The following is a 20,717-nucleotide window of genomic DNA, read 5'->3' as shown; positions in this document are numbered from 1 at the left end:
TATGTTCTTTTTTAGTCGAGATGATTGAGAGGTTTTATAAGTAATTAAAATATCATTTTCTTCTTTCGTACCAATAACCATATTACCACAGGTGCTCCTACAACCGAAGTAATAGCATTTAATGGCAATACATAGGAGGATGAGGGTAATTGAGCTATCAAATCACAAAGTAACAGAAGTACAGCCCCGTATACAAGTACTGCAGGCACCAATATTCTATGATCTGTGGTATTAAAAATCTGACGGGTTAAGTGAGGTACAGCAAGCCCAATAAAAGCAATAGGACCGGCAAAAGCTGTAACCGCACCTGCCAGTAAACCTGTGGCAATAATAATTATGAAACGAGTCTTCTTTAAGTGCACACCCAGACTACGAGCATAATTCTCTCCCAGCAACAAGGCGTTGAGCGATTTAAGGGAAATAATACTCAAGCTAACACCTGCAAAGATAAATACGGTCAACACAGCCAGTTGTACGCCAGATAAATTGCCTACGCTGCCAAATGCCCAAAAGATATATTGTTGCAATCTTTCGGCATCGGTGAAATAAGAAAGGACACTTACCAGAGCAGCTGTGATACTACCAAACATTAATCCAATTATGAGTAACGCCATGGTATCCTTAACTCTTGAAGCTACTGTAATTACAGCCAATAGAACTAAAAAACTTCCTATACTCGAAGCAATGGCCAGGGAAACATCGTTGATGACTCCAAAAATAAACCAATGAGAAAAAAGCGTAGATCCCATGATTAGCAGTGCTGCACCCAGGCTTGCACCTGAGCTTATTCCCAAAACAAAAGGGCCTGCTAATGGGTTTCTAAAAAGAGTTTGCATTAATAAACCACTAAGTGACAGTCCACTGCCCACCAAAATAGCCGTAAATGCCTTTGGAATCCTGTAATTCCATATAATGTAATGCCAAGATTCGTTTTCAATTGCACCTCCAAAAATACTTTTCATAGTATCTTTGAACGGAATAGCTACAGATCCAAGGCTAAGATTAAGTACAAAACAAAAAAGCAATACCAAAAATAAGATTAGAAAAGGAACCAGGTATGTATTTGATCTTTGCACTACTGTAAGGGTTTAAAAAAGAAAAGCTGGTGTTCCGGAATTAATTCGGGATGAAAAATGTATATAAGGTCTTTTAAGATCAAATCGGGCATGGCAGGCCCCAATTCATAAAACAACAAACCTCCGCTATCTCCTTTCGTATTGGCAAAAGTGTATACCTTTTTTTCTTTATACGCTTTAAACTGGCTGTAGTGCCTGCTTGCCTCATCAAGTTCATTATAAGATATAAATTGGGAAGGAGAAACCCAAAATGAAGCATTGCCTGCTTTTGCAAGTACACTTTCTACACTTAATGAAAGACTTCCCGTTGCGTTTGTTTCGCTCCATAGGTAATCTGCATTGGCGTCATTAATAAAGTTGGCTGCCCAACTTTTCCCTCCTGGGAGATACCATACATCTTTATAAAGCGCACCGCTAAGCACTGTCGGTTTGTTAGTCGCTTTCATCGCCAAAACCTTGGCGGCCAAATAATTTGATTCAAGAGTCTTAAAAATGTCTTTAGCCTCTTCCTCCAAGCTAAAGAAAGGTGCAAAGAATTTAATCCACTCTGCCTTACCCAAAGGTGTTTCTTCCGTCCAATCCCCATTGTAAACAACCGGAATATTTGAACGCTGAAGAGTTTCATAAGCCTTATTCTGATTATTTATACTGAAACCTATTATTAGATCAGGATTAAGGTTAATGGCCATTTCAGTATTAATAGACTCATTATTACCCAAATCTGTTATTTTTCCCTTATCTATTTTTTTTCTGGTAACTTCTGAAGAAATATATCTCGTATCGGGAAAGCCTACGAGCTTGTCTATAACTCCCAGATTCTCCAAAGCCGGTATATGAGTTGTTGAGGTGGCTATGATTCGATTTACGGGAACATTAATAATTGCATCAAAATCCTTTTCGTTTAGTTCGGGTACTATTTTAAGTTCTTTGGGCACTAAAGCATAGGTAAAAGCCTCCTCTGCATTGGGCCAGGGAGAAAATACCTTGATTATGGTAATTCCCGAAGCAAACTTCTCAATTGAGAATCCTTTTGCATAATTTATGGTAACCATATCCCTATTTAAGGTTTCAGGCAAAGAAATATTATTTTTCTTTTTACATGAAACAAGGGCTAGAAGCAAACTAAGTAGGGCTATATATTTAATTGCGAATAGATTCATAAACACTTTCGCAAGGTAACAAAAGTCACATTTCTAAAATTATATACTTTCTAAATTTGTTAAAAATTCTCATATGGGAAGAGATTCTAATATCATAGTCTATATCATAGGAGGTATTATATTACTTCATTTCATTGTTGGAATTCTCTGGCTTGTCATAAAACTGGGAAGGAAAAGTGACTCGAACTAGAGAAATAGTACTACATTAGCCTCGAATTTTGGTTTTCACTTCTTTAATTAGAAATGAAATTAAAAGGGAATCCGGTTTAATTCCGGAACTGTTCCCGCAACTGTAAGCTTAGTTCCTTTAATAAGGAATGCTTGTTACCACTTCAATACCACTGTTTGTGTTCAATTAAATTGAACATCCACGGGAAGGTTGATGGCAAGATGCAAGTCAGGAGACCTGCCCAATTCAACAAACAATGTTAAACTTTCGGGATAAAGGTTTGCGTATAGGAAGAGCTGTACAATTTACCCGCAAAACAATTTGATTGAAATGATGAAAAGATACTCTCTTTTTTGCATTCTTTGTGTATTGTTAACAACGGTATCTGCCCAAAGCCAAAGGGATTCCATGGAGTTACAGGAATTGGATGAAGTTGTTGTAAGTGATTCCAGATTTCCCTTAAAAAGGGAGAACTCTGGCAAAACAGTAATTAAGATTGGCCTTAAGGAACTGGAAAATAACCAGGGTAAAACCGTAGCGGAGATTATTAATATCAAAAGCGGTATTGAAATCACTGGGAGCCGTGGCCGGCAGGGAGAGGTGTTAGGTGTTTTTGCTCGTGGAGGAAGAGGCAGGCAGATTTTAATCTTGATTGACGGTATCAGAGTTTCTGATCCATCTTCATTTTCCCAAGAATATGATCTTAGATTACTTGCCGCATCGAATATAGAATCAATTGAAATCATTAAAGGAGCTGCCAGCACGCTGTATGGAATGAGTGCAGCAACTGCTGTAATTAACATAAGGAGTAAGAAGGCTTCGAATAAAAAAATAAGCGGTGATTTTCAATCCAGTATTGGGACAAACCAATCTTCATCCGAACAAAATTATAATATTTCAGATTTTAGCAACACTGCCTCGGTTACAGGAACTCTAGACAGCTTTACTTATTCTTTGGGCTTTTCCAATGTGTATACAAATGGTTTATCATCAATTGTTACCGAAACTAACGAGGAAGACCCTTTTTCAAGATATAATATTGATCTAAAATTCGGATATACATTTAATGACCGGGTAAATCTTACTATTTATGCCAATCAAACGAATTTGAACAGCGCTTATGACGAATCTTTTGGTTTAATTGATGCTCCCTATACTTTTATTACAGAACAAAAACGTTTGGGCTTATCTTCCAAATGGACCTATGAAAAAGGGGATTTAAATTTAAACGGATCATTTACAAATTATAAGTCAGATAACAGGAGTGCTTTTCCTTCTATGTTTGAAGGGAATAATTATGTGGTTGATTTGTTTAACAGATATACGTTTGACGATAGTATATATGCTATTTTGGGGGTAAATTATAATCTGGATAGAGCTGAAGTTGAAGGAACGCAGGAATTCTCACTGGTAGATCCCTATGCAAACCTTGTGTATATTTCATCTTTTGGGCTAAATATAAATGCCGGGCTACGACTAAACCTTCACTCGGAATATGGTTCACATGTAGTATATAATATTAATCCGTCTTATTCAATAGCCTTAGAGGAGGGCTATTTAAAATTCATGGGTTCTTATGCTACTTCATATATCACACCTTCACTTAGCCAGTTATTTGGCATGTTTGGTGCAAACCCATTGTTAGAACCTGAAACTAACAGGACCGCTGAAGGAGGTCTGGAGTATAAAGCAAATGAGACATTAAGGTTAAGCGCTCTATATTTTAATAGAAAAGAAGACAATTTCGTATTCTTTGATAATACGCTGTTTCAATATTTTAATGCTACAAATACGATTAATGCACAAGGTTTGGAGGCCCAATTAGACTGGGTTCCTCTAGAGAAAATGAATTTGATCGCAAACTACACTTTTACCGAAAGAAAAGGAGATAATGCGATAAGAATACCTAAGCATAGTGTTAATGCAGCTTTGAGCTATAACTTTTCAGGCAAAACCTATACATCACTTACGTATGCCTATACGGGGAAACGCCTGGATACGGATTTTAACACATTTAATGATGAGGTTCTCGACCCTTTTTCAACCTTTGGGTTTTATATATCACAGGAAGTAATGACAAATAAACTCAAGTTCTTTTTAAACGTAGAAAATGTCTTTAATACCAATTTTACCGAGGTAATAGGATTCACCACAAGAGGTAGGAACCTTAGATTAGGGTTGAGTTTAAAACTTTAAGTTTTTAGTATTTCAAATCAAGATTCAGATGAAGAGGCTTATCCAGTACCATATTGTCCTTCATAGGTGTAAACATCTTAGAACTTGTGTATAGTTTAACAGGCGTCTTAACGGTAAAATCCCTCTTCCCTGAAATACCTGTAATTTCTTCAATGGCCCTGGCCAGTAATGGTTCATTTTCATCTCCTAAAACTCCCAGGTTTTCCAAATCTTCAGGCAATTCTATTTCAGGGTCAAAACCTGCGGTATAATCTGAGAAGCCGACAGAATTTTCATTTCTTCCAACTAAGGGTTGGATTGCCCAACTGTTATCAGGATTAATTTGGTTTTCTCTGGAAGGGGTATAAATAAATGGAGCCCCATCCCGGCTGGGATCATCTACCATAGTGAGTGAAAATTCATTCTTACCCCGGGTTGTAGTTCCTATTTTAACAACTTCAACATAAGGATTTAATGCATTAATTACCAATTCACTAGCTGAGGCTGAACTCCCGGTTGTTAATACATATACCCTGTTCAAGTTTAATGTATTTATAGCGGTACCTGCCCCTGTTACGTCTGCAAAATAATCAGTTAAGTCTTCGTCAGAAAAAACGGCTTGCAATTTGTCATTCCAGCGTTGTCTAAGATATAGATTATTGGTATTTGTACTAAAAATCATGCTTGAAAGTAAGCGGGAAGAATTTACAGACCCCCCCGGATTATAACGCAAGTCAAGCACTAAATCTGTAACCCCGTCAGCCTTTAATTGTCCGAAGGCATCATTCAAATCTTCATCAAATTCGTTTGTGAAACCATTGTACATGAGATAGCCTATTTTTTGGCCGTTTATGTCATAAGAATTTACTACAAATACCGGATTTTCAACTAACCCTTCCTGCTTCGTTAATTCTACACTTTTGTCGTTAGGCGTAATTACTCCATCAGCGATATCCGCCATATTTAAGGTATAGGTCGCATTTTCACCAAATAAAAGATCCCTATAATTACTTTCGTTTAAACTTTGGCCATCCACCCCTGTGAATAATTCTCCCCGGGAGATGTCTTTTGTAGAAGCATCAGAATTAGCAACAATATAGCGTACATATCCAAAGATATCCGTATCGTTGTCGCCATATAAAAACAAACCAAATTCCAGACCGTTGCTTCGTGAGATTCCAGATAAATTGTCTGTAAGTGTTTTGTAATCGTCACTATAAAAGCTAAAGCGATCTTCTGTAAAGCGTAGTTTATTGTCGAAAAAATCAGCCGGATCCGCTTCCGAGACTAAAAATGCATTGTATTCCTCATTAGTGCTAAATCTATCATCTGCCAGATCAGCTACATCCGATTGCCAGAAATACCAGATATTCATGGCCTTCCACATAAAATCCTGAACGCTAACAGAAGTACTATCCGGGCCATCCACCCCAATGTCATCATCTTTACTGCAGGAAATACTTAGGGAGATAATCCCCATAAATAAAAGGAGAAACTTTTTCATATTTAATTTTTTTTGCAATTTACATAGTTTCAGCAACTATCATTCCAATTTTAATATTCATTAACACTATTCCCCCTATTGTGTTACTAACTCTGTTATTTATAAAAAATAGTAGCTTTAAGGGGTGCAAATTACTTACATCTGCAAGAAAATAAAATTTTTTGTAACAAAACTCGATGTACTTCGTCTTGCTTATGTAAAACACCTTGAATGGTTTATACGACAACAGAACAACCAATAATGACGCAATCAGAATTTTTAAATGTGGTTATGCCTTTTAAAGACAAGCTATATAGATTGTCAAAAAGATTACTCACATCCGCAGAAGAGGCAGAAGATGCCACGCAGGAGATACTAATGAAATTGTGGTCTAAGAATGACAATATTGCGAATTACAAAAATGTTGAGGCATTTGCAATGACAATGACCAAGAATTTTTGCCTGGATAGGTTAAAGTCGAAACAATCGAATAACCTGAAACTGGTTCATAGCAATTACGAAGATGGGAATACTTCATTGCAAAAACAACTGGAGGCAAGAGATAGCGTAAGTTGGGTTGAGAAAATTATGGAGGATTTGCCGGAACAACAAAAATTGGTATTGCAATTACGGGATGTTGAGGAATATGATTTTAATGAAATTGCAGATTTACTGGAAATGCAGCCTACGGCAGTAAGAGTAGCACTTTCCAGAGCAAGAAAAATAGTTAGAGAAAAATTAATGCAAAAACATAGTTATGGAATTGGATAGAATTGAAAAATTATTGGAAAAGTACTTTGAAGCTACTACCACGGTAGTTGAGGAGGAACAATTGAGAGACTATTTTTCACAGGATTCGGTTGCACCGCATCTGGAACAATACACTCCAATGTTTACTTACTTTTCCATAGCCAAGGACGAACGGTTTACTAAGCAGGTTCCATTAAAACCTAGGGTATCTTACCACAAATGGATTTCTATTGCAGCAGTAGCAGTTATGGCCTTTGGAATATATTTCGGTAATGATTACCGGCAACAAAAGGAAGCAGAGTTTGCCTATAACGAAACAAAGAAGGCATTAAATCTGTTGGCACAGAATTTGGAACGTGGTACCGAAAAAGTAGCCTATTTAAATGAATTTGAACAAACAAAACAAAAAATTTACAACAACAATTAAAATTTAAAAGATGAAAAAGTATTTTCTAATAGTAGCAATGGCAGTTTTACCTCTTAGTGGTTTCTCACAGTCCATTTTTGATAAATTCGAGGATTCGGATGAGGTAAGTTCTGTAATAGTGAATAAAAACATGTTTAACCTTTTGGTTAAGATGGATGTGGATGTGGATGATCCGGAAGCTCAGGATTTTATGAATATTGCAAAGAGCTTAAGTGGTCTTAAAGTATTCATTACGGAAGATAAATCAGTTTCCGCAGATATGCAGGCAACTGTAAACAAGTATCTTAAATCCTCTTCATTGGAAGAACTGATGAGAGTAAAGGACAAAGAAACCAATGTCAAATTCTATGTGAAAAACGGCAAAGACGAAGATCATGTAAGCGAATTATTAATGTTCGTTACCGGTATCGATAATGTAGATATGGAAATAAATGACAGAAAAATTGAAACTGTTCTTCTTACATTGACTGGAGATATTGATCTTACTAAAATTGGTTCACTTACAAAAAAGATGAATTTACCAGAGGAATTAAACAAGGCAGAAAAAAAGAACAAATCAGAATAGCAGATAACTAAAGTGGTAGTTGACCGTTGAGATGTTACTAACTTCGCAACAGGTCAATTACCCTTTCTAAAAGTTTTGATTGAATAAAAAGATCACAAAATGAAAAAAATAATAAACGTACTTTCTGTAATCAGCTTGCTAGCCTTTTTCGCCTGTTCTTCCACTCAAAGTCTCCAGGAATATTATGTGGATAATTCAGAAAACCCTAATTTCATTTCATTAGATGTTCCAACGAGCATTTTAAATTTGGAAAATCAAGATTTATCAGAAACGCAACAAGAGGCATTACAGTCACTGAAGAAATTGAATTTATTGGCTTTTAAAAAGACGAGCGAGAATGAAGCCGAATATGAAGTTGAAAAAGCAAAAGTAAATGCTATTTTAAAGAATGAAGATTTTGTGGAACTTATGAAACTGAATTCTGAGTACGGAAAAGGGGTTATTAAGTACCTTGGTGATGAAAATGCAATAGATGAGGTAATTATTTATGGCAGCAGTAATGATAAAGGCTTTGCAATCATAAGGGTTCTGGGTAAGGATATGAATCCCGGCCACATTATCCAGCTAATGAATGCAATACAAAAATCTGATTTCAACGGCGAAGGACTTGGCGAAATAGGCCAATTTCTTAAAGGATAACTTAAATATTTTTAGTTAATAAAGCCCGTCCGGATTTGTTCCGGACGGGTTTTTTGTTATTAAAAAGTAAAATAAATTTAAAAGTGTTAATTCGATTTAATTTTCTCTGGGCTATTTTATATCTTCCTAATCTAAATAATACTAAAAATTAATCACTATGGAAAACGCAGAAATTTGGATTGACAAAGGTATAGACTTCATTACAACTTATGGTCCCAAACTAATTGGAGCAATACTCATTTTTGTAATTGGTTCCTGGGTAATAAAGAAGATAATAGGGGCTTCCAGAAAAGCGATGTCCCAAAGTAAGTATGATGAATCTTTACAGAGATTTCTTCTAAATCTGGCTTCCTGGGCTTTAAAAATATTTCTAATTGTAATTGTCATCTCCCAATTAGGGGTGAATGTAACTACATTTGCTGCTGTACTTGCTGCTGCGGGCTTGGCTGTAGGACTCGCTTTGCAGGGATCCTTGTCGAACTTTGCGGGGGGTGTATTAATCATGATTTTTAGACCTTACAAAATAGGAGATTTAATTGAGGCACAGGGAGTACTAGGTGCCGTTAAAGAAATTGAGATTTTCACCACAAAACTTATTACACCTCAAAATAAATTAGCGATTGTTCCTAATGGGGCTATGGCCAATGGTAATATCATTAATTACACGGCTGAGGGTAAAATAAGAGTAGATATTGAAATTGGAGTGGATTATGGTGCAGATATAAAAAAGACTAAAGAGGTATTAATGAGTGTCCTTACTTCTAATGAAAAAGTGCTACAGGAACCCGCACCTTCTGTAAATGTATCTGAATTGGCCGACAGTTCCATAAATTTAGCGGTAAGGCCCTTCGCTAAACCAGAGCATTACTGGGATGTATATTTTAGTACAGTTGAGGGTTGTAAAGTTGCTCTTGATAAAGCCGGAATTGAAATACCTTACCCGCATTTACAAGTACTTAAAAAGGAATAGCACATATTAGCATTGAAGCTTTAATAAAGGGCACTGTAAAATAGATCTGGTTTCTATGTACTATAGAAGAGTTTTTTAAATACCGGTATAATTACTGGGGCTGATATTTTTTAATTCGGTCTTTAGCTCTTCTTTTATTTCCAACTGATCAATAAATTCTGCAATCGATTTTTTATTAATACGTTCATTGGTCCTGGTTAGACCCTTTAATGCCTCATAAGGATTGGGATATCCTTCTCTCCTGAGGATGGTTTGTATAGCTTCAGCCACAACCGCCCAATTGTCCTCCAGATCATTTTCAAATTTGACTTTATTCAGCAGTAATTTGTTTAGTCCTTTTAGAGTTGCCTTAAAGGCAATTATGGTATGCGCAAAGGGAACTCCCACGTTACGAAGCACAGTGCTGTCCGTTAGATCGCGCTGTAAACGTGAAATAGGTAACTTCGAAGATAAATGTTCAAAAATAGCATTAGCAATTCCTAAATTACCTTCGGAATTTTCAAAATCTATAGGATTTACTTTATGTGGCATCGCTGAAGAACCTACTTCTCCTTCGGTTATTTTTTGTTTAAAATAATCCAGGGAAACGTAAGTCCACATATCCCGATTTAAGTCAATAATTATGGTATTGATACGTTTAAGTGTGTCAAATAAAGCAGCCATATGATCATAATGCTCAATTTGAGTAGTAGGGAAGGAATGGGATAATCCCAATTTGTTCTGAACAAAATTTTCTCCGAAATTTTGCCAATCTATATCTGGGTAAGCCACTTTATGGGCATTATAATTTCCGGTTGCTCCACCAAATTTCGCCGCACTTGGAATATCATTTAAAAGGTTAAACTGTTCTTCGAGACGCACAACAAAAACATTAATTTCTTTGCCCAAACGAGTTGGGGATGCAGGCTGTCCATGAGTTCGTGCCAGCATAGGTACATCCTCCCAACTTTTGACTAAAGCCCTTAAAACCGCTGTCAATTCCATAAATACAGCCACATAAACCTCATTCATAGCTTCTTTTATGGAATAAGGTATAGCTGTGTTGTTAATGTCCTGTGAAGTAAGTCCAAAATGGATAAATTCTTTATATTTTTCCAGACCCAATGAATCAAACCTATCCTTAATAAAATACTCAACTGCTTTTACATCATGGTTTGTGGTTTTCTCAATTTCTTTAATAGCCAAAGCATCATCCACACTAAAGTTTTCAAAAATATTTCGTAGGGAATCGACTCTATCCTCGGATAATTTAGGGAGCTGAGGCAGTTCTAATTCACAGAGCGCTATGAAGTATTCAATTTCAACCATAACCCTGTACTTTATCAACGCTTCTTCCGAAAAGAAATTCGCAAGGGAATCGACTTTGGATCTATATCTGCCGTCAATTGGTGAAATGGCGTTTAACTGATTTAACGACATATGTTTTAGGATTGATTATTTTTTGAAAGATGTAAAGATACTTATATGCTTGGGAGATTAAAAGTATATTAAGAGGATAGTTAAGATTTTTGAGGTAAGCTGCTTAAAATACTTTTGTCACTCTTTAATGGTTCTTAATTTTCTTATTAATTAATATTAGAATATGTCTGGCCCTCGCCTTATAAGCAGCGCTTCCTAAACTGTAATTTTGCTCTAATATCATTTGGAGTTCAGGTCGTATCCATTCAAATTTTTTACTTAATAAATAAAGGCTCGTCATAGAATACGCTTTAGCTGCTACTTTAGTTTCCCCTATGAGCCAGTCAAAACAACAGGCAGTTATTTTTTCAAGGTGATAGTCCTTTAATTTCGTCTGGACGTCATTTTTTGATTTAGAAAAAAAAGCTTTCATGAGAATTTCGCAAATTTTAGCTATTGGTCTTACAGACGAATCTAATTGCACTTTAGACATTCCCATGGTAAAACCATCAATGTTAATTAGGATTAGCTGTAGATTTTTTTTGGCGACAAATTCCAAAATCCAGCAGGCTTTTGAAGAAATCAACCCATTATCCTCAAATGCAATTTCCATCAATGGTGAAATAGAATGACGCTTATTTAACACAATGTTCGTTACTTCATTGCGTTTATCGCGAGTGCCATCCACATAATTTAATGATTTGAATAATTCAGATTTAGTCACAAAAATTTGTATTTTGGCCCGACAAAAGCACCCCCAAATGAAAGTAATGAAAAAAATAGCAAAATTGCTATTACTTCTTTTTATTACCATCCAGTTTTTCAGACCGGAAAAGAACATCAACCAGGGCAATCATTTAGCCGGTTTCATAAATGAAACTAATCCTCCTGAAAATGTTAAAACCATATTAACGCATAGTTGCTATGATTGTCACAGCAACAATACCGAATATCCATGGTACAACAATATTGCACCAGTATCGTGGTGGCTTTCGGAACATGTCAAAGATGCTAAAGCAGATTTGAATTTGTCTGATTGGGATAATTACACCAAAAGGCAAAAGAACCACAAATTAGAAGAATTGATTGAGGTGATTGAAGAAGCTGAGATGCCTCTAAAGGAATATACATGGGTTCACCAGGAAGCCAGACTCTCTCCGGAACAACGCGAAGCCATTCTGGAATGGGCCAGGCGTACTAAAGCTCTTTACGGATTAGGTCCGTTACCAAGGTAGGAACCCCTTTTGCTGCTCTAGCTGGAATAATTGTGAGGTTTTCAAAATCTGAAGCATTTATACTTGGTTTTGGATCAACAAAATAAATGGGTGTGCCTTGTCTTGCATAATTTAGGAGACCGGCTGCAGGATATACCTGCATCGACGTTCCAATAATAATAAGAATATCAGCGGTTACAGTAATTTGTGCAGCTTCAGATAATAATGGAACTTCCTCGCCAAACCAAACAATATGAGGACGCAATTGATATCCTTTTGAGCAAGTCTCACCTAGGTTTAGATCTTTTTTCCAATCTAAAACAATCGTTTCATCACCCGTACTGCGAACTTTAAGCAGTTCACCGTGAAGATGGAGAACATGAGAACTGCCTGCACGTTCATGCAAGTCATCTACATTTTGTGTAATAATTGTGACATTGAAGTGCTGTTCAAGTTCAACCAGCATTTTATGACCAGGATTAGGGATAACATCTAACAACCGCCTTCTCCTTTGGTTGTAAAAATCCAATACTAAGTAGGGGTTTCTTGCAAAACCGAAAGGCGAGGCAACTTCCATTACGTCGTGTCCCTCCCAAAGCCCGTCCGCATCTCGAAAAGTTCTAATTCCACTATCTGCGCTCATTCCTGCTCCTGTAAGTACAACAATTTTTTTTTGCATGATTTTGGGTCTCTTATAAAGATACATTTTTCTTAAATTAGATTAATGATAGATCCTGATCTGCTTTCGTATTTGGAAACTTATATTACACCTGAACGCCTAAAACGATTCAATGATGTTTTAAGAGAGCGCACCAATTATATTACTGTGGCCATTGAGGATGTTTTTCAGATGCATAATGCAAGCGCAGTAATTAGGAGTTGTGACGTTTTTGGTATTCAGAAAGCGCATATCATTGAAGACCGATTTGGAGAACGTGTCGACAAAAATATAGCAATGGGAGCTCAAAAATGGGTGGATATAGAAAGATATTCTAATGCAAAATCTTGCATACACAATTTACGAAACAATGGATATAAGATTATTGCTACCACGCCTAATAATGACTCCACTTTGCTAGAGGATTTTAAATTAGAACATAAAATGGCTTTGTTTTTTGGAACCGAAAAAGAAGGCTTAAGCCCCGAGGTTTTAGAGCAAGCTGATGGTACTTTAAAAATACCCATGTCAGGGTTTTCGGAGAGTCTCAACATCTCGGTTTCTGCAGCTATTATATTATATAATTTAACACTACAACTCAAAAGATCAAATTTACCATGGTCCCTAACCGAAGAGGAAATTTTGGAAAAACGACTCGATTGGACTAAAAAGTCTATTAAAAGCATTGATGAAATAATAGAAAGATATCGGAAGGAAAATTAATTTTCTTTATATTTAAAGGTAAAAGAAATGGGTGCAAATGAGACTGAAGTTAGCTGGGGTTTTTCTGGCAAGAATAAGTTCCCAGTGAGCATCATGATACTTTTTATGAACATGGATAAGACTGTAGGCAAAGATTTTGAGGAAGGTTTAGTGAGTTTAAAAGATATCTTGGAAAAATAACTTAGCACAATGGATCACAATATGGTGGGATGGTTCGAAATACCGGTGGAAGATATGGAACGAGCCAGAAAGTTTTATGAGGAAGTTTTTGATATTTCAATTTCTGTTCATGATTTGGGCGGAATTATCATGGGCTGGTTCCCGGGTGTCCAGGACAAAACAGGTAGTTCCGGATCTTTAGTTAAGCATGAGATGTATGTTCCAAGTGATACGGCAGGTCCACTTCTTTATTTTTCGTGCAAAGACCTTGCAATGGAATTGTCCAAAGTAATTAATGCCGGAGGATCTATAATTCAACAGAAAAAAGAAATAGGAGGGGGGCATGGTTTTATGGCACTTCTGAAAGATACAGAGGGAAACAGAATAGCTTTACATTCCCTGCGGTAAACTAAACATAAAAAATAGTAGCTTCTGCTCTGCAACCCATTCGAATCGGAATATATTTTGTTCCAATGCCTTTGGAGACATACATTCTGATATCATTGAGTTTGTACCATCCTCTTAAGAACCTGCCACTGCCGCCTGGTTTATAAAATGCTTTCCCAAGAAATGTTATTTGCCCTCCATGAGTATGGCCAGATAATATGAGCTTAATATTTACTTTTTGAGTTTCATTTAAAAGAGCTATTTCATCACTGTACTCAGGACAATGATTGAGGACAATAGCTTCTTCAGAACTATCATATTCTGTTGAGGCATTTGTGAAATCCGGATCACCGCTAATTAAGTCATCAACACCAATTATAAGAAGGTTTCTGTTGGCAGCTGAGAATTTTAAACTTTCATTAATAAGTAATTGGCCATTGTGATTTTCAATTAAAGTTCTGAAAGAATTTATATTTACTTTCCCCTCATATTCCTTGTTTCCCATGATCACCACCTTGGGTATTTCCTTGCTGATAAGGTCCAAAAATTCATTTAAAACAGCTAATCCCTTGTTGCTGTTGACGGAATCTCCCGTAATGCAAATTAGGTCCGGTAGCTCTTGGTTAATTTTATTGGCAATAGCTTTATGGAAAGATTTTAATTCCTTTATATGTAAATCAGTTAATTGAACGATTTTTATTTTACTATCCGATTTGGAAAGATCATAGGTTGTCCATTGAATTACATTTTTCTCGAACCAAAAAATGTCAAAAAAAAATAATCCCAGCAGGACTAAAAAGGACTTAACGATAAAATTTCTCCTATTCATCTTCATAAAAACCCTTAATTCAAAGCATAAATCCTATGGATTCAAAAAATGGACTATGCTATTCTTTAAGAACACCAATTAATCTGCTAATTCCAGGAGCGCTATATTATTATCATTTTCCAGGATTACCTTTCCATTTTTCACTTCAACATGAGTTTCGGAGTAGGTATCAAAAAGTTGTGTTCCGTCTCCAAAAAAGCCTTTAACCCATAACGATTTTTTGCCCTTCGGTAAATCGAGTCCTACAACAACTTTATCCTTGTAATCCCCACTCACATAGGTTCTGCTGAAAACATAAGGTTTTTTACCCAAGCGCTTATGCCTTCCGGCCCCTATGGCAGGATGATTACGCCGAAAACTCCCCAATTTCTGCCAGTGGGTGAGAATATTTTTAGTTTCCTGGAGACTATCAATTTCTTGCCAATTCATAAATGATCTCAAAGTAGCATCCCCTTCAGTGTTTTCAATAGTAAGATCTCTGGCAGATTCATCTCCATAATAAATCTGTGAAGTTCCCGGGGTTAGGAAAAGTACGTTCGCCATATAATACGGTCTCTCCCTATCTTTGTCAAAGGGTTCTGAATCATCATGTGAAGTCATGTAATTAAGTACACCCTTGTTTTTTAATTTAGTGGATAGGATGCGATTGTATTTTTTAAATATTGTCTCGTAAGTTTTTTTGGCATCATTCTTTAGTTCAAAGTTTATAAGACTTTCAAAGCCATGTTCAAAATAATCGACCTTCTTATCACCAAAATCGAATTTTCTACCCATAGAAATTTCATACCCGTATGCTTCACCTACCATGTAAAATGGAGAGTTATCCAAAACTTCTTCAGGGTGCTTTTTTTTCCAGGTTTCAAATGCATTGGAAGCTTCCGTATATAATTCTAACCATGTTTTTTCGTCGGCATGTTTAGCCGTATCTACCCTGAAACCGTCAATACCCAGATCATTAACGTAGTCTGTTAACCACTTAATGATATAAAACCTGGGAGCTCGGGGGTACCCCGTTCTTTGAAAAAAAAGTTGAAGTTCATCCAATTCATTACTAAGTCTTCCTTCCTCCTTCCATTTAGCCAATAATGCATCCGGTAATTCAACCACTTCATCAGATTCTGTGTAAATATCAGGCAGGTTTGTAACCAAAGTACAACTTGTTGTCGTCTCATAATTAATATACTCACAAACAGGGGTAGTTCTTACCCAATCTTCCGGCCATACCAGATCTTGTTCAGTTACAGGCCCCGTATGGTTAACTACCACATCCATAAGAATCCTTATATCATTTTTATGAGCGGTTTTTACAAGATTTTCAAGGTCTTTTTTAGTGCCAAAATTAGGATCCAAGGCGGTCCAATCCTTTGCCCAGTATCCGTGGTAAGCATATGTATTACCTGTTCCTTCATCTGTATCGCCATGGATTTGTTCTACCACGGGTGTAAACCAAATAGCATTCACTCCTAATTTTGAAAAGTACCCTTCTTCAATTTTCTCTGTGATACCCTGAATATCACCACCCATAAAACCTCTTAAAGGAGCTGTTTCGTTTGTCCTGTCGAAATTCAAATCATTTTCGGGATTACCATTATTGAACCTGTCCGTTAATAAAAAATAGATATTGGCACCCTGCCAGACAAATGGAACTTTTTTCTGAACTATTTGCGTGCTGTCTTTAGCTGTAGAAACTGGAATTTGGGGTTCTTTTTTTTCTTCTTTGCAGGTCAAAAAAAGTGCAGAAACTGCGATTGCAATAAGCAGTTTTTTCATGTTCATAGATTTTGTCTAAAGCTATAAAATGAATGCGGAAAAATAAAATTTATTTCAAGGGCCTGTAAATTGTTTCATAAGGCCATTCCTACATCAAGTAATTATGCCGAGAATGGATCCTTAACATCTACTTTACTTTTTTCTGTTAAGTACTTTGAATTCTTCATAACAACTGCTAATTGCATCCAATATTTGCAAATCATTGGCTGTTTTAATAAAGGAAGTTGAATAATTGCAATTAGAAAGGATATCATTAATATCAAATTCATCAATTTGCAATAGTTCTGTAAGTGTTTCCCGATCAAATTTGGAGGCAAGGAGATCTCTGATGTCATCATCATCTTTTATCAGCCTCAATTTTTTCATCTGGTTGGGTTGTTTACCAAATAAATTTCGAAGAAGATCCGCAGGGTTAAGAATGGAGCCTAAAACCTTTGTTACCGCACTGGGATTTTTACTTCCAGCCTCATAGCTGGTGGGTAATCCGGAGATGCTATATTGATATGATGTATTAATGGGCAGATTTTTTATATCAATTTCAAGATAGCCTGTTAATTCATATGGCTTAACAATTACTTCTTCCAAAGCATATGCAAGCTCTGTGAGTGCAATCTTGGTGTTTTTAAACTTAAACATATCATTCGTAACACGAATTTTCTGAGATTTAAAGCCTAAATATGAGAAGTAAAGCGTATCGTTAACAGAGGCTTTCATAGAAAATTCGCCCTTGGAGTTGGTTATAGTACCAACAACCTTGTTTAGGTTTATTACATGGACACTTTCCAAAGGGGTACTGGATTGTGCATTAATAACTACTGCCTGAAATTCTTCCTCTTTCTGCTCAGCTTCATTTTCCTGTGATATTCCGGCAAAACCGATTAATGAAAACAAGCACAATAAATACTTCCTCATTTAGTGCAATGCTAATTTATAATACGAATAAAACAAAAATAGATGCCTTGGCACATTTTTTAATATACAATTAACTAATAGAAACCATCTCTTTTCTTACTTCGTCTATTTCCGGACGATGAACCCTGTTTGGATCCTGATCTTCTAGAACCGCTTTTTGAGAAGCTACCTTCTCCTTTTTTTCCACGACCTCTATTGCGGTCCCTGCTGTCTCTGCTGTCTCTGCTCTTCCTTGGTCCCCTATCCCTTCTTCTTCCTCCACCTTCCGGACTATTGGAGACTTCAACGTTTACAAATCGGCCTTTTATTTTAAAATCGGTAAATGTTTCTAAAATTTGATCCTTGAGCGCCGCTTCTGTATTGAAAAAAGAAAAACTCTCTTTAACATCTACTTTAAATAAATCATCTTTACCCAGGTGAAGTGTATCCTTCAAAAAGTCCTTTAAAGACATCCAGTCATAACCATCGCGCTCTCCTACGTTTATAAAATAACGAACAGATCCGTTGCTCGAAAAATCACTATCCCTGCCTTTCCGTCTTTCTCCGCGATCAGGTTCGGCAGAATTAAGGTCCTTGGTTTTATTGTAGTAATTAAAAAAACGGGTAAATTCTACTGAAACAATTTTTTGGATTAATTCATCCCTGTCAAGGCCTTCCAGAACGTCGTTAATAGCGGGTAAATAATTACTTACCTCTTCGTTTATTTCTGTAGTACGGATTCTGTTGGCCAAATGATACAATTGAATCTCGCAAATTTCGATTCCGGTAGGTATTTTTTTAGCTATAAATTTTTGCTGTATTTTTTTCTCTATAGCATGAATTTTTCTCAATTCGCTTCTGGTGACTATCACCATCGAGATACCAGATTTACCTGCTCTTCCTGTACGTCCACTCCTGTGAGTGTAGGTTTCTATTTCATCAGGCAGTTGATAATTAATTACATGGGTGATATCGTCTACGTCTATTCCACGGGCGGCAACATCTGTGGCCACCAACATTTGAATTTGTTTTTTACGGAAAGCATTCATTACCAGGTCACGCTGATTTTGGCTTAAATCGCCATGCAGCGCCCCTGCGTTATATCCGTCTTCAATTAATTTTTCCGCCACTCTTTGTGTATCGCGTTTAGTTCGGCAGAAAACCACAGAAAAAATACCTGGATTAGCATCAGCAAGGCGTTTTAATGCAGAATACCTATCGCGTCCGCCCACGACATAATATTCATGCTGTACAGTATCAACTCCAGTATTTTTAGTTCCCACGGTAATTTCCGTTGGGTTGTGCATGAACTTTTTGGCTATTGTAGCTACTTCCCTTGGCATAGTAGCTGAAAAAAGCCAGGTAGATTTGTCTTTAGGTGTATTGGAAAGAATGTCCTTAATATCTTCATAGAACCCCATATTTAACATCTCATCTGCTTCATCAAGAATGCAATAGTCAATTTTGGAGATATCAATGATTCCACGGCCAATCATATCCTTCATTCTACCTGGGGTAGCGACAACAATTTGTGCACCTCGCTTTATTTGTCTTGCCTGATCAGTTATACTTGCACCACCATAAATGGCCACCGTATTCAACCCTTTGACATATTTTGAATAAAATTGCATTTCTTTGGTGATTTGCAAACAAAGTTCTCGGGTTGGTGAAAGTATTAATCCTTGTGTAGTCCTGCTTTGACTGTCTATTTTTTGAATTAAAGGAAACCCAAATGCAGCTGTTTTACCTGTTCCGGTTTGGGCCAGAGCCACCAAATCTATTTCATCTTCTAATAAGAGGGGAATGGATTTTTCCTGAACTTCCGATGGAGTTTCAAATCCTAAATCGGTTATAGCATTCAATAGGGCGCTATTGAGCCCCAATGCTTCAAATTTTGTCATAATATGTTATAATTTACCTAATCGCAAATATGTATGTTGCATAGAGCGGTTATCCTTATAACTTATTAGACTCAGCGCAACACATGCTATACCAGCGGCTTCAATTTAAGCGGCAAAGATACTCTTATTTATTTAGATGGTTGCTAAACTTAATATATTCAACCCTTAGTAAGGTAGGCAATAAGCTTTTGAAGAGCCTTTCCTCTATGGCTTATTTCATTTTTTATTTGAATAGGCAATTGAGCAAAGGTTTGATCATAGCCATTTGGGATGAAGATTGGATCGTATCCAAAACCTTCAACACCCATTTTATCTTTGGTTATTGTACCTTCAACTACACCTTCGAATAGGATTCTTTTTTTATTTAAATTTAAGGCTATTACAGTTTTAAATCTGGCTGTGCGAGATTTGATGTTCTTCAGCTCAAATAAAACTTTTTCCATGTTTTTTTTCGAATCCTTCTCTTCACCGGCAAACCTGGCTGAATGGACTCCCGGAGCTCCGTTCAGTGCATCTATGATAAGCCCTGTATCGTCAGCAAAACATGAAATTCCATAACGATTGGTAATATAATCTGCTTTTAATTGTGCATTAGCTTCCAGTGTTGATTCGGTTTCCGGGATTTCTTCGTGGCAGCCAAGATCCTCCAGGGAGATAAGTCGGATAGTTTTTGGAAGCAAAAGACTTACTTCTTTTAATTTATTTGTGTTGTGTGTGGCGAAAACGAGATCCATAAGTCAGAGGAATTCACAAAAAAAGATTGTTGAGCTTGCCAAAAGTAGTAATTTTATTTGCTGCTATTTTTCTATTATGAAGCTTAAACTGCCACCTGCAATCGTTTTTTTGATATTTGGAATCCTAATGTACCTGTTAGCTGAATTTTTGCCGGTTGGATATTTTGATTTTTTTGGAAGAAGGGTTCTAATTAAGGCATTACTGATATTAGCGGTAGGAATTAGTTGTATGGCGTTAATTCAGTTCTACCTGGCTAATACTAGCATAGATCCTAAAAATCCTTCTAAAGCCTCTTCTTTGGTCTCAAATGGTATTTATAAGTACTCGCGCAATCCAATGTATTTGGGTTTACTGCTAATATTATTAGCTTGGGCACTATGGTGGGGCAATGCATTCAATGTTCTTTTGGCTGCAGGTTTTGTTTCTTATATGAACGCTTTTCAGATTCAACCTGAAGAAGACTCATTAGCCAGCTTGTTTGGCAAAGAATACAAACATTATTGTATAAAAGTAAGAAGATGGTTCTGACTTTATAAAAGTTGCTTTCAGCAAGCATTTTATATATTAGCGATATAATTTATAATTAATAATATTAGCATATTAATTAATATATTTTAATAAGGACCCTATTGAGTTTT

Annotated in this window: 22 protein-coding genes and 1 riboswitch; of the genes, 11 read left to right on the top strand and 11 right to left on the bottom strand. The window is 36.5% G+C overall.

All coding sequences use genetic code 11. The features are described 5' to 3' along the window. Positions 1-44: 44 nt before the first annotated feature. Both ABJH90_RS08095 and ABJH90_RS08090 read right to left on the bottom strand, forming a co-directional pair. Positions 45-1,076 (bottom strand): iron ABC transporter permease, encoded by a 1,032-nt coding sequence (locus ABJH90_RS08095; protein WP_348138163.1) that lies wholly within the window; start codon positions 1,074-1,076, stop codon positions 45-47. Next, complete coding sequence (locus ABJH90_RS08090; protein WP_348338075.1) at positions 1,076-2,128, bottom strand: ABC transporter substrate-binding protein; 1,053 nt, start codon at positions 2,126-2,128, stop codon at positions 1,076-1,078. The genes ABJH90_RS08095 and ABJH90_RS08090 overlap by 1 nt, the downstream gene beginning before the upstream one ends. Positions 2,129-2,438: 310 nt before the next feature. Then, positions 2,439-2,665, top strand: a riboswitch (cobalamin riboswitch). A 70-nt stretch (positions 2,666-2,735) separates the two neighbouring features. Between ABJH90_RS08090 and ABJH90_RS08085 the strand changes: the two genes are divergently transcribed. Further along, positions 2,736-4,601 (top strand): TonB-dependent receptor plug domain-containing protein, encoded by a 1,866-nt coding sequence (locus tag ABJH90_RS08085; RefSeq protein ID WP_348138159.1) that lies wholly within the window; start codon positions 2,736-2,738, stop codon positions 4,599-4,601. Positions 4,602-4,605: 4 nt separating this feature from the next. On the opposite strand, the gene ABJH90_RS08080 is transcribed toward ABJH90_RS08085, so the two are convergent. Beyond that, positions 4,606-6,084: a S41 family peptidase gene (locus ABJH90_RS08080; protein WP_348138157.1), complete on the bottom strand. Its 1,479-nt coding sequence runs from the start codon at positions 6,082-6,084 to the stop codon at positions 4,606-4,608. A gap of 240 nt (positions 6,085-6,324) precedes the next feature. Here ABJH90_RS08080 and ABJH90_RS08075 point away from each other — a divergent pair, with 240 nt between their 5' ends. The 5 genes from ABJH90_RS08075 (at position 6,325) to ABJH90_RS08055 (ending at position 9,414) form a co-directional block, all read left to right on the top strand. Then, on the top strand, positions 6,325-6,834 hold the full coding sequence (locus tag ABJH90_RS08075) for a sigma-70 family RNA polymerase sigma factor (RefSeq protein ID WP_348139351.1): 510 nt from the start codon (positions 6,325-6,327) through the stop codon (positions 6,832-6,834). Continuing rightward, positions 6,821-7,240 carry a hypothetical protein gene (locus tag ABJH90_RS08070; RefSeq protein WP_348138155.1) on the top strand — a complete coding sequence of 140 codons (420 nt, stop codon included), beginning with the start codon at positions 6,821-6,823 and terminating at the stop codon, positions 7,238-7,240. Before ABJH90_RS08075 ends, ABJH90_RS08070 begins: the two co-directional genes overlap by 14 nt. Before the next feature lie 10 nt (positions 7,241-7,250). Continuing rightward, positions 7,251-7,805: a DUF4252 domain-containing protein gene (locus tag ABJH90_RS08065; RefSeq protein ID WP_348138153.1), complete on the top strand. Its 555-nt coding sequence runs from the start codon at positions 7,251-7,253 to the stop codon at positions 7,803-7,805. 99 nt (positions 7,806-7,904) lie between these two features. After that, positions 7,905-8,444 (top strand): DUF4252 domain-containing protein, encoded by a 540-nt coding sequence (locus tag ABJH90_RS08060; protein ID WP_348138151.1) that lies wholly within the window; start codon positions 7,905-7,907, stop codon positions 8,442-8,444. A 157-nt stretch (positions 8,445-8,601) separates the two neighbouring features. Beyond that, positions 8,602-9,414 (top strand): mechanosensitive ion channel domain-containing protein, encoded by an 813-nt coding sequence (locus ABJH90_RS08055; protein WP_348138149.1) that lies wholly within the window; start codon positions 8,602-8,604, stop codon positions 9,412-9,414. Between the two features lie 75 nt (positions 9,415-9,489). Here the strand turns inward: ABJH90_RS08055 and purB are convergent, their stop codons facing one another. Both purB and ABJH90_RS08045 read right to left on the bottom strand, forming a co-directional pair. Continuing rightward, positions 9,490-10,833, bottom strand: coding sequence for an adenylosuccinate lyase (gene purB, locus ABJH90_RS08050; protein WP_348138147.1), 1,344 nt, complete (start codon positions 10,831-10,833; stop codon positions 9,490-9,492). A 124-nt stretch (positions 10,834-10,957) separates the two neighbouring features. Continuing rightward, entirely contained in the window at positions 10,958-11,536 is a 579-nt protein-coding gene (locus ABJH90_RS08045; RefSeq protein WP_348138145.1) for an adenylosuccinate lyase, read from the bottom strand. A gap of 46 nt (positions 11,537-11,582) precedes the next feature. Here ABJH90_RS08045 and ABJH90_RS08040 point away from each other — a divergent pair, with 46 nt between their 5' ends. Next, positions 11,583-12,047 carry a heme-binding domain-containing protein gene (locus ABJH90_RS08040; protein WP_348138143.1) on the top strand — a complete coding sequence of 155 codons (465 nt, stop codon included), beginning with the start codon at positions 11,583-11,585 and terminating at the stop codon, positions 12,045-12,047. Here ABJH90_RS08040 and ABJH90_RS08035 read toward each other — a convergent pair. Continuing rightward, positions 12,010-12,705: an NAD-dependent deacylase gene (locus ABJH90_RS08035; protein ID WP_348138141.1), complete on the bottom strand. Its 696-nt coding sequence runs from the start codon at positions 12,703-12,705 to the stop codon at positions 12,010-12,012. The genes ABJH90_RS08040 and ABJH90_RS08035 overlap by 38 nt on opposite strands. 45 nt (positions 12,706-12,750) lie before the next feature. Between ABJH90_RS08035 and ABJH90_RS08030 the strand changes: the two genes are divergently transcribed. The 3 genes from ABJH90_RS08030 to ABJH90_RS08020 are packed head-to-tail and all read left to right on the top strand — an operon-like array spanning position 12,751 to position 13,974. Next, a complete protein-coding gene (locus ABJH90_RS08030) occupies positions 12,751-13,407 on the top strand; it encodes an RNA methyltransferase (RefSeq protein ID WP_348138139.1) in 657 nt (218 codons plus the stop codon). Positions 13,408-13,434: 27 nt separating this feature from the next. Beyond that, entirely contained in the window at positions 13,435-13,587 is a 153-nt protein-coding gene (locus ABJH90_RS08025; protein WP_348138137.1) for a hypothetical protein, read from the top strand. Between the two features lie 9 nt (positions 13,588-13,596). Then, positions 13,597-13,974, top strand: a complete 378-nt coding sequence (locus ABJH90_RS08020) for a VOC family protein (protein ID WP_348138135.1) — start codon at positions 13,597-13,599, stop codon at positions 13,972-13,974. Between the two features lies 1 nt (position 13,975). Here the strand turns inward: ABJH90_RS08020 and ABJH90_RS08015 are convergent, their stop codons facing one another. The 5 genes from ABJH90_RS08015 to ABJH90_RS07995 form a co-directional block, all read right to left on the bottom strand. Further along, positions 13,976-14,788 (bottom strand): metallophosphoesterase, encoded by an 813-nt coding sequence (locus ABJH90_RS08015; protein WP_348138133.1) that lies wholly within the window; start codon positions 14,786-14,788, stop codon positions 13,976-13,978. 72 nt (positions 14,789-14,860) lie between these two features. Then, positions 14,861-16,552 (bottom strand): alpha-amylase family glycosyl hydrolase, encoded by a 1,692-nt coding sequence (locus ABJH90_RS08010; protein ID WP_348138131.1) that lies wholly within the window; start codon positions 16,550-16,552, stop codon positions 14,861-14,863. A gap of 132 nt (positions 16,553-16,684) precedes the next feature. Beyond that, a complete protein-coding gene (locus ABJH90_RS08005; RefSeq protein WP_348138129.1) occupies positions 16,685-17,464 on the bottom strand; it encodes a carboxypeptidase-like regulatory domain-containing protein in 780 nt (259 codons plus the stop codon). Between the two features lie 74 nt (positions 17,465-17,538). After that, positions 17,539-19,344 carry a DEAD/DEAH box helicase gene (locus tag ABJH90_RS08000; protein WP_348138127.1) on the bottom strand — a complete coding sequence of 602 codons (1,806 nt, stop codon included), beginning with the start codon at positions 19,342-19,344 and terminating at the stop codon, positions 17,539-17,541. A gap of 158 nt (positions 19,345-19,502) precedes the next feature. After that, on the bottom strand, positions 19,503-20,078 hold the full coding sequence (locus ABJH90_RS07995) for a non-canonical purine NTP diphosphatase (protein WP_348138125.1): 576 nt from the start codon (positions 20,076-20,078) through the stop codon (positions 19,503-19,505). A gap of 76 nt (positions 20,079-20,154) precedes the next feature. On the opposite strand from ABJH90_RS07995, the gene ABJH90_RS07990 reads away from it, so the two are divergent. Then, complete coding sequence (locus ABJH90_RS07990) at positions 20,155-20,607, top strand: isoprenylcysteine carboxylmethyltransferase family protein (protein ID WP_348138123.1); 453 nt, start codon at positions 20,155-20,157, stop codon at positions 20,605-20,607. Positions 20,608-20,717 lie beyond the last annotated feature (110 nt).

This window comes from Eudoraea sp. (genome assembly GCF_039969275.1).
Taxonomy (GTDB): Bacteria; Bacteroidota; Bacteroidia; order Flavobacteriales; family Flavobacteriaceae; genus Eudoraea.
This window is presented reverse-complemented; position numbering and strand designations above follow the sequence as displayed.

Coding starts and splice junctions, on each gene's coding strand:
- ABJH90_RS08090 (WP_348338075.1), bottom strand. CDS start 2,128: ATGGTTACCATAAATTATGCAAAAGGATTCTCAATTGAGAAGTTTGCT.
- ABJH90_RS08085 (WP_348138159.1), top strand. CDS start 2,736: ATGATGAAAAGATACTCTCTTTTTTGCATTCTTTGTGTATTGTTAACA.
- ABJH90_RS08080 (WP_348138157.1), bottom strand. CDS start 6,084: ATGAAAAAGTTTCTCCTTTTATTTATGGGGATTATCTCCCTAAGTATT.
- ABJH90_RS08075 (WP_348139351.1), top strand. CDS start 6,325: ATGACGCAATCAGAATTTTTAAATGTGGTTATGCCTTTTAAAGACAAG.
- ABJH90_RS08070 (WP_348138155.1), top strand. CDS start 6,821: ATGGAATTGGATAGAATTGAAAAATTATTGGAAAAGTACTTTGAAGCT.
- ABJH90_RS08065 (WP_348138153.1), top strand. CDS start 7,251: ATGAAAAAGTATTTTCTAATAGTAGCAATGGCAGTTTTACCTCTTAGT.
- ABJH90_RS08060 (WP_348138151.1), top strand. CDS start 7,905: ATGAAAAAAATAATAAACGTACTTTCTGTAATCAGCTTGCTAGCCTTT.
- ABJH90_RS08055 (WP_348138149.1), top strand. CDS start 8,602: ATGGAAAACGCAGAAATTTGGATTGACAAAGGTATAGACTTCATTACA.
- purB (WP_348138147.1), bottom strand. CDS start 10,833: ATGTCGTTAAATCAGTTAAACGCCATTTCACCAATTGACGGCAGATAT.
- ABJH90_RS08040 (WP_348138143.1), top strand. CDS start 11,583: ATGAAAAAAATAGCAAAATTGCTATTACTTCTTTTTATTACCATCCAG.
- ABJH90_RS08035 (WP_348138141.1), bottom strand. CDS start 12,705: ATGCAAAAAAAAATTGTTGTACTTACAGGAGCAGGAATGAGCGCAGAT.
- ABJH90_RS08030 (WP_348138139.1), top strand. CDS start 12,751: ATGATAGATCCTGATCTGCTTTCGTATTTGGAAACTTATATTACACCT.
- ABJH90_RS08025 (WP_348138137.1), top strand. CDS start 13,435: ATGGGTGCAAATGAGACTGAAGTTAGCTGGGGTTTTTCTGGCAAGAAT.
- ABJH90_RS08020 (WP_348138135.1), top strand. CDS start 13,597: ATGGATCACAATATGGTGGGATGGTTCGAAATACCGGTGGAAGATATG.
- ABJH90_RS08015 (WP_348138133.1), bottom strand. CDS start 14,788: ATGAAGATGAATAGGAGAAATTTTATCGTTAAGTCCTTTTTAGTCCTG.
- ABJH90_RS08010 (WP_348138131.1), bottom strand. CDS start 16,552: ATGAAAAAACTGCTTATTGCAATCGCAGTTTCTGCACTTTTTTTGACC.
- ABJH90_RS08005 (WP_348138129.1), bottom strand. CDS start 17,464: ATGAGGAAGTATTTATTGTGCTTGTTTTCATTAATCGGTTTTGCCGGA.
- ABJH90_RS08000 (WP_348138127.1), bottom strand. CDS start 19,344: ATGACAAAATTTGAAGCATTGGGGCTCAATAGCGCCCTATTGAATGCT.
- ABJH90_RS07995 (WP_348138125.1), bottom strand. CDS start 20,078: ATGGATCTCGTTTTCGCCACACACAACACAAATAAATTAAAAGAAGTA.
- ABJH90_RS07990 (WP_348138123.1), top strand. CDS start 20,155: ATGAAGCTTAAACTGCCACCTGCAATCGTTTTTTTGATATTTGGAATC.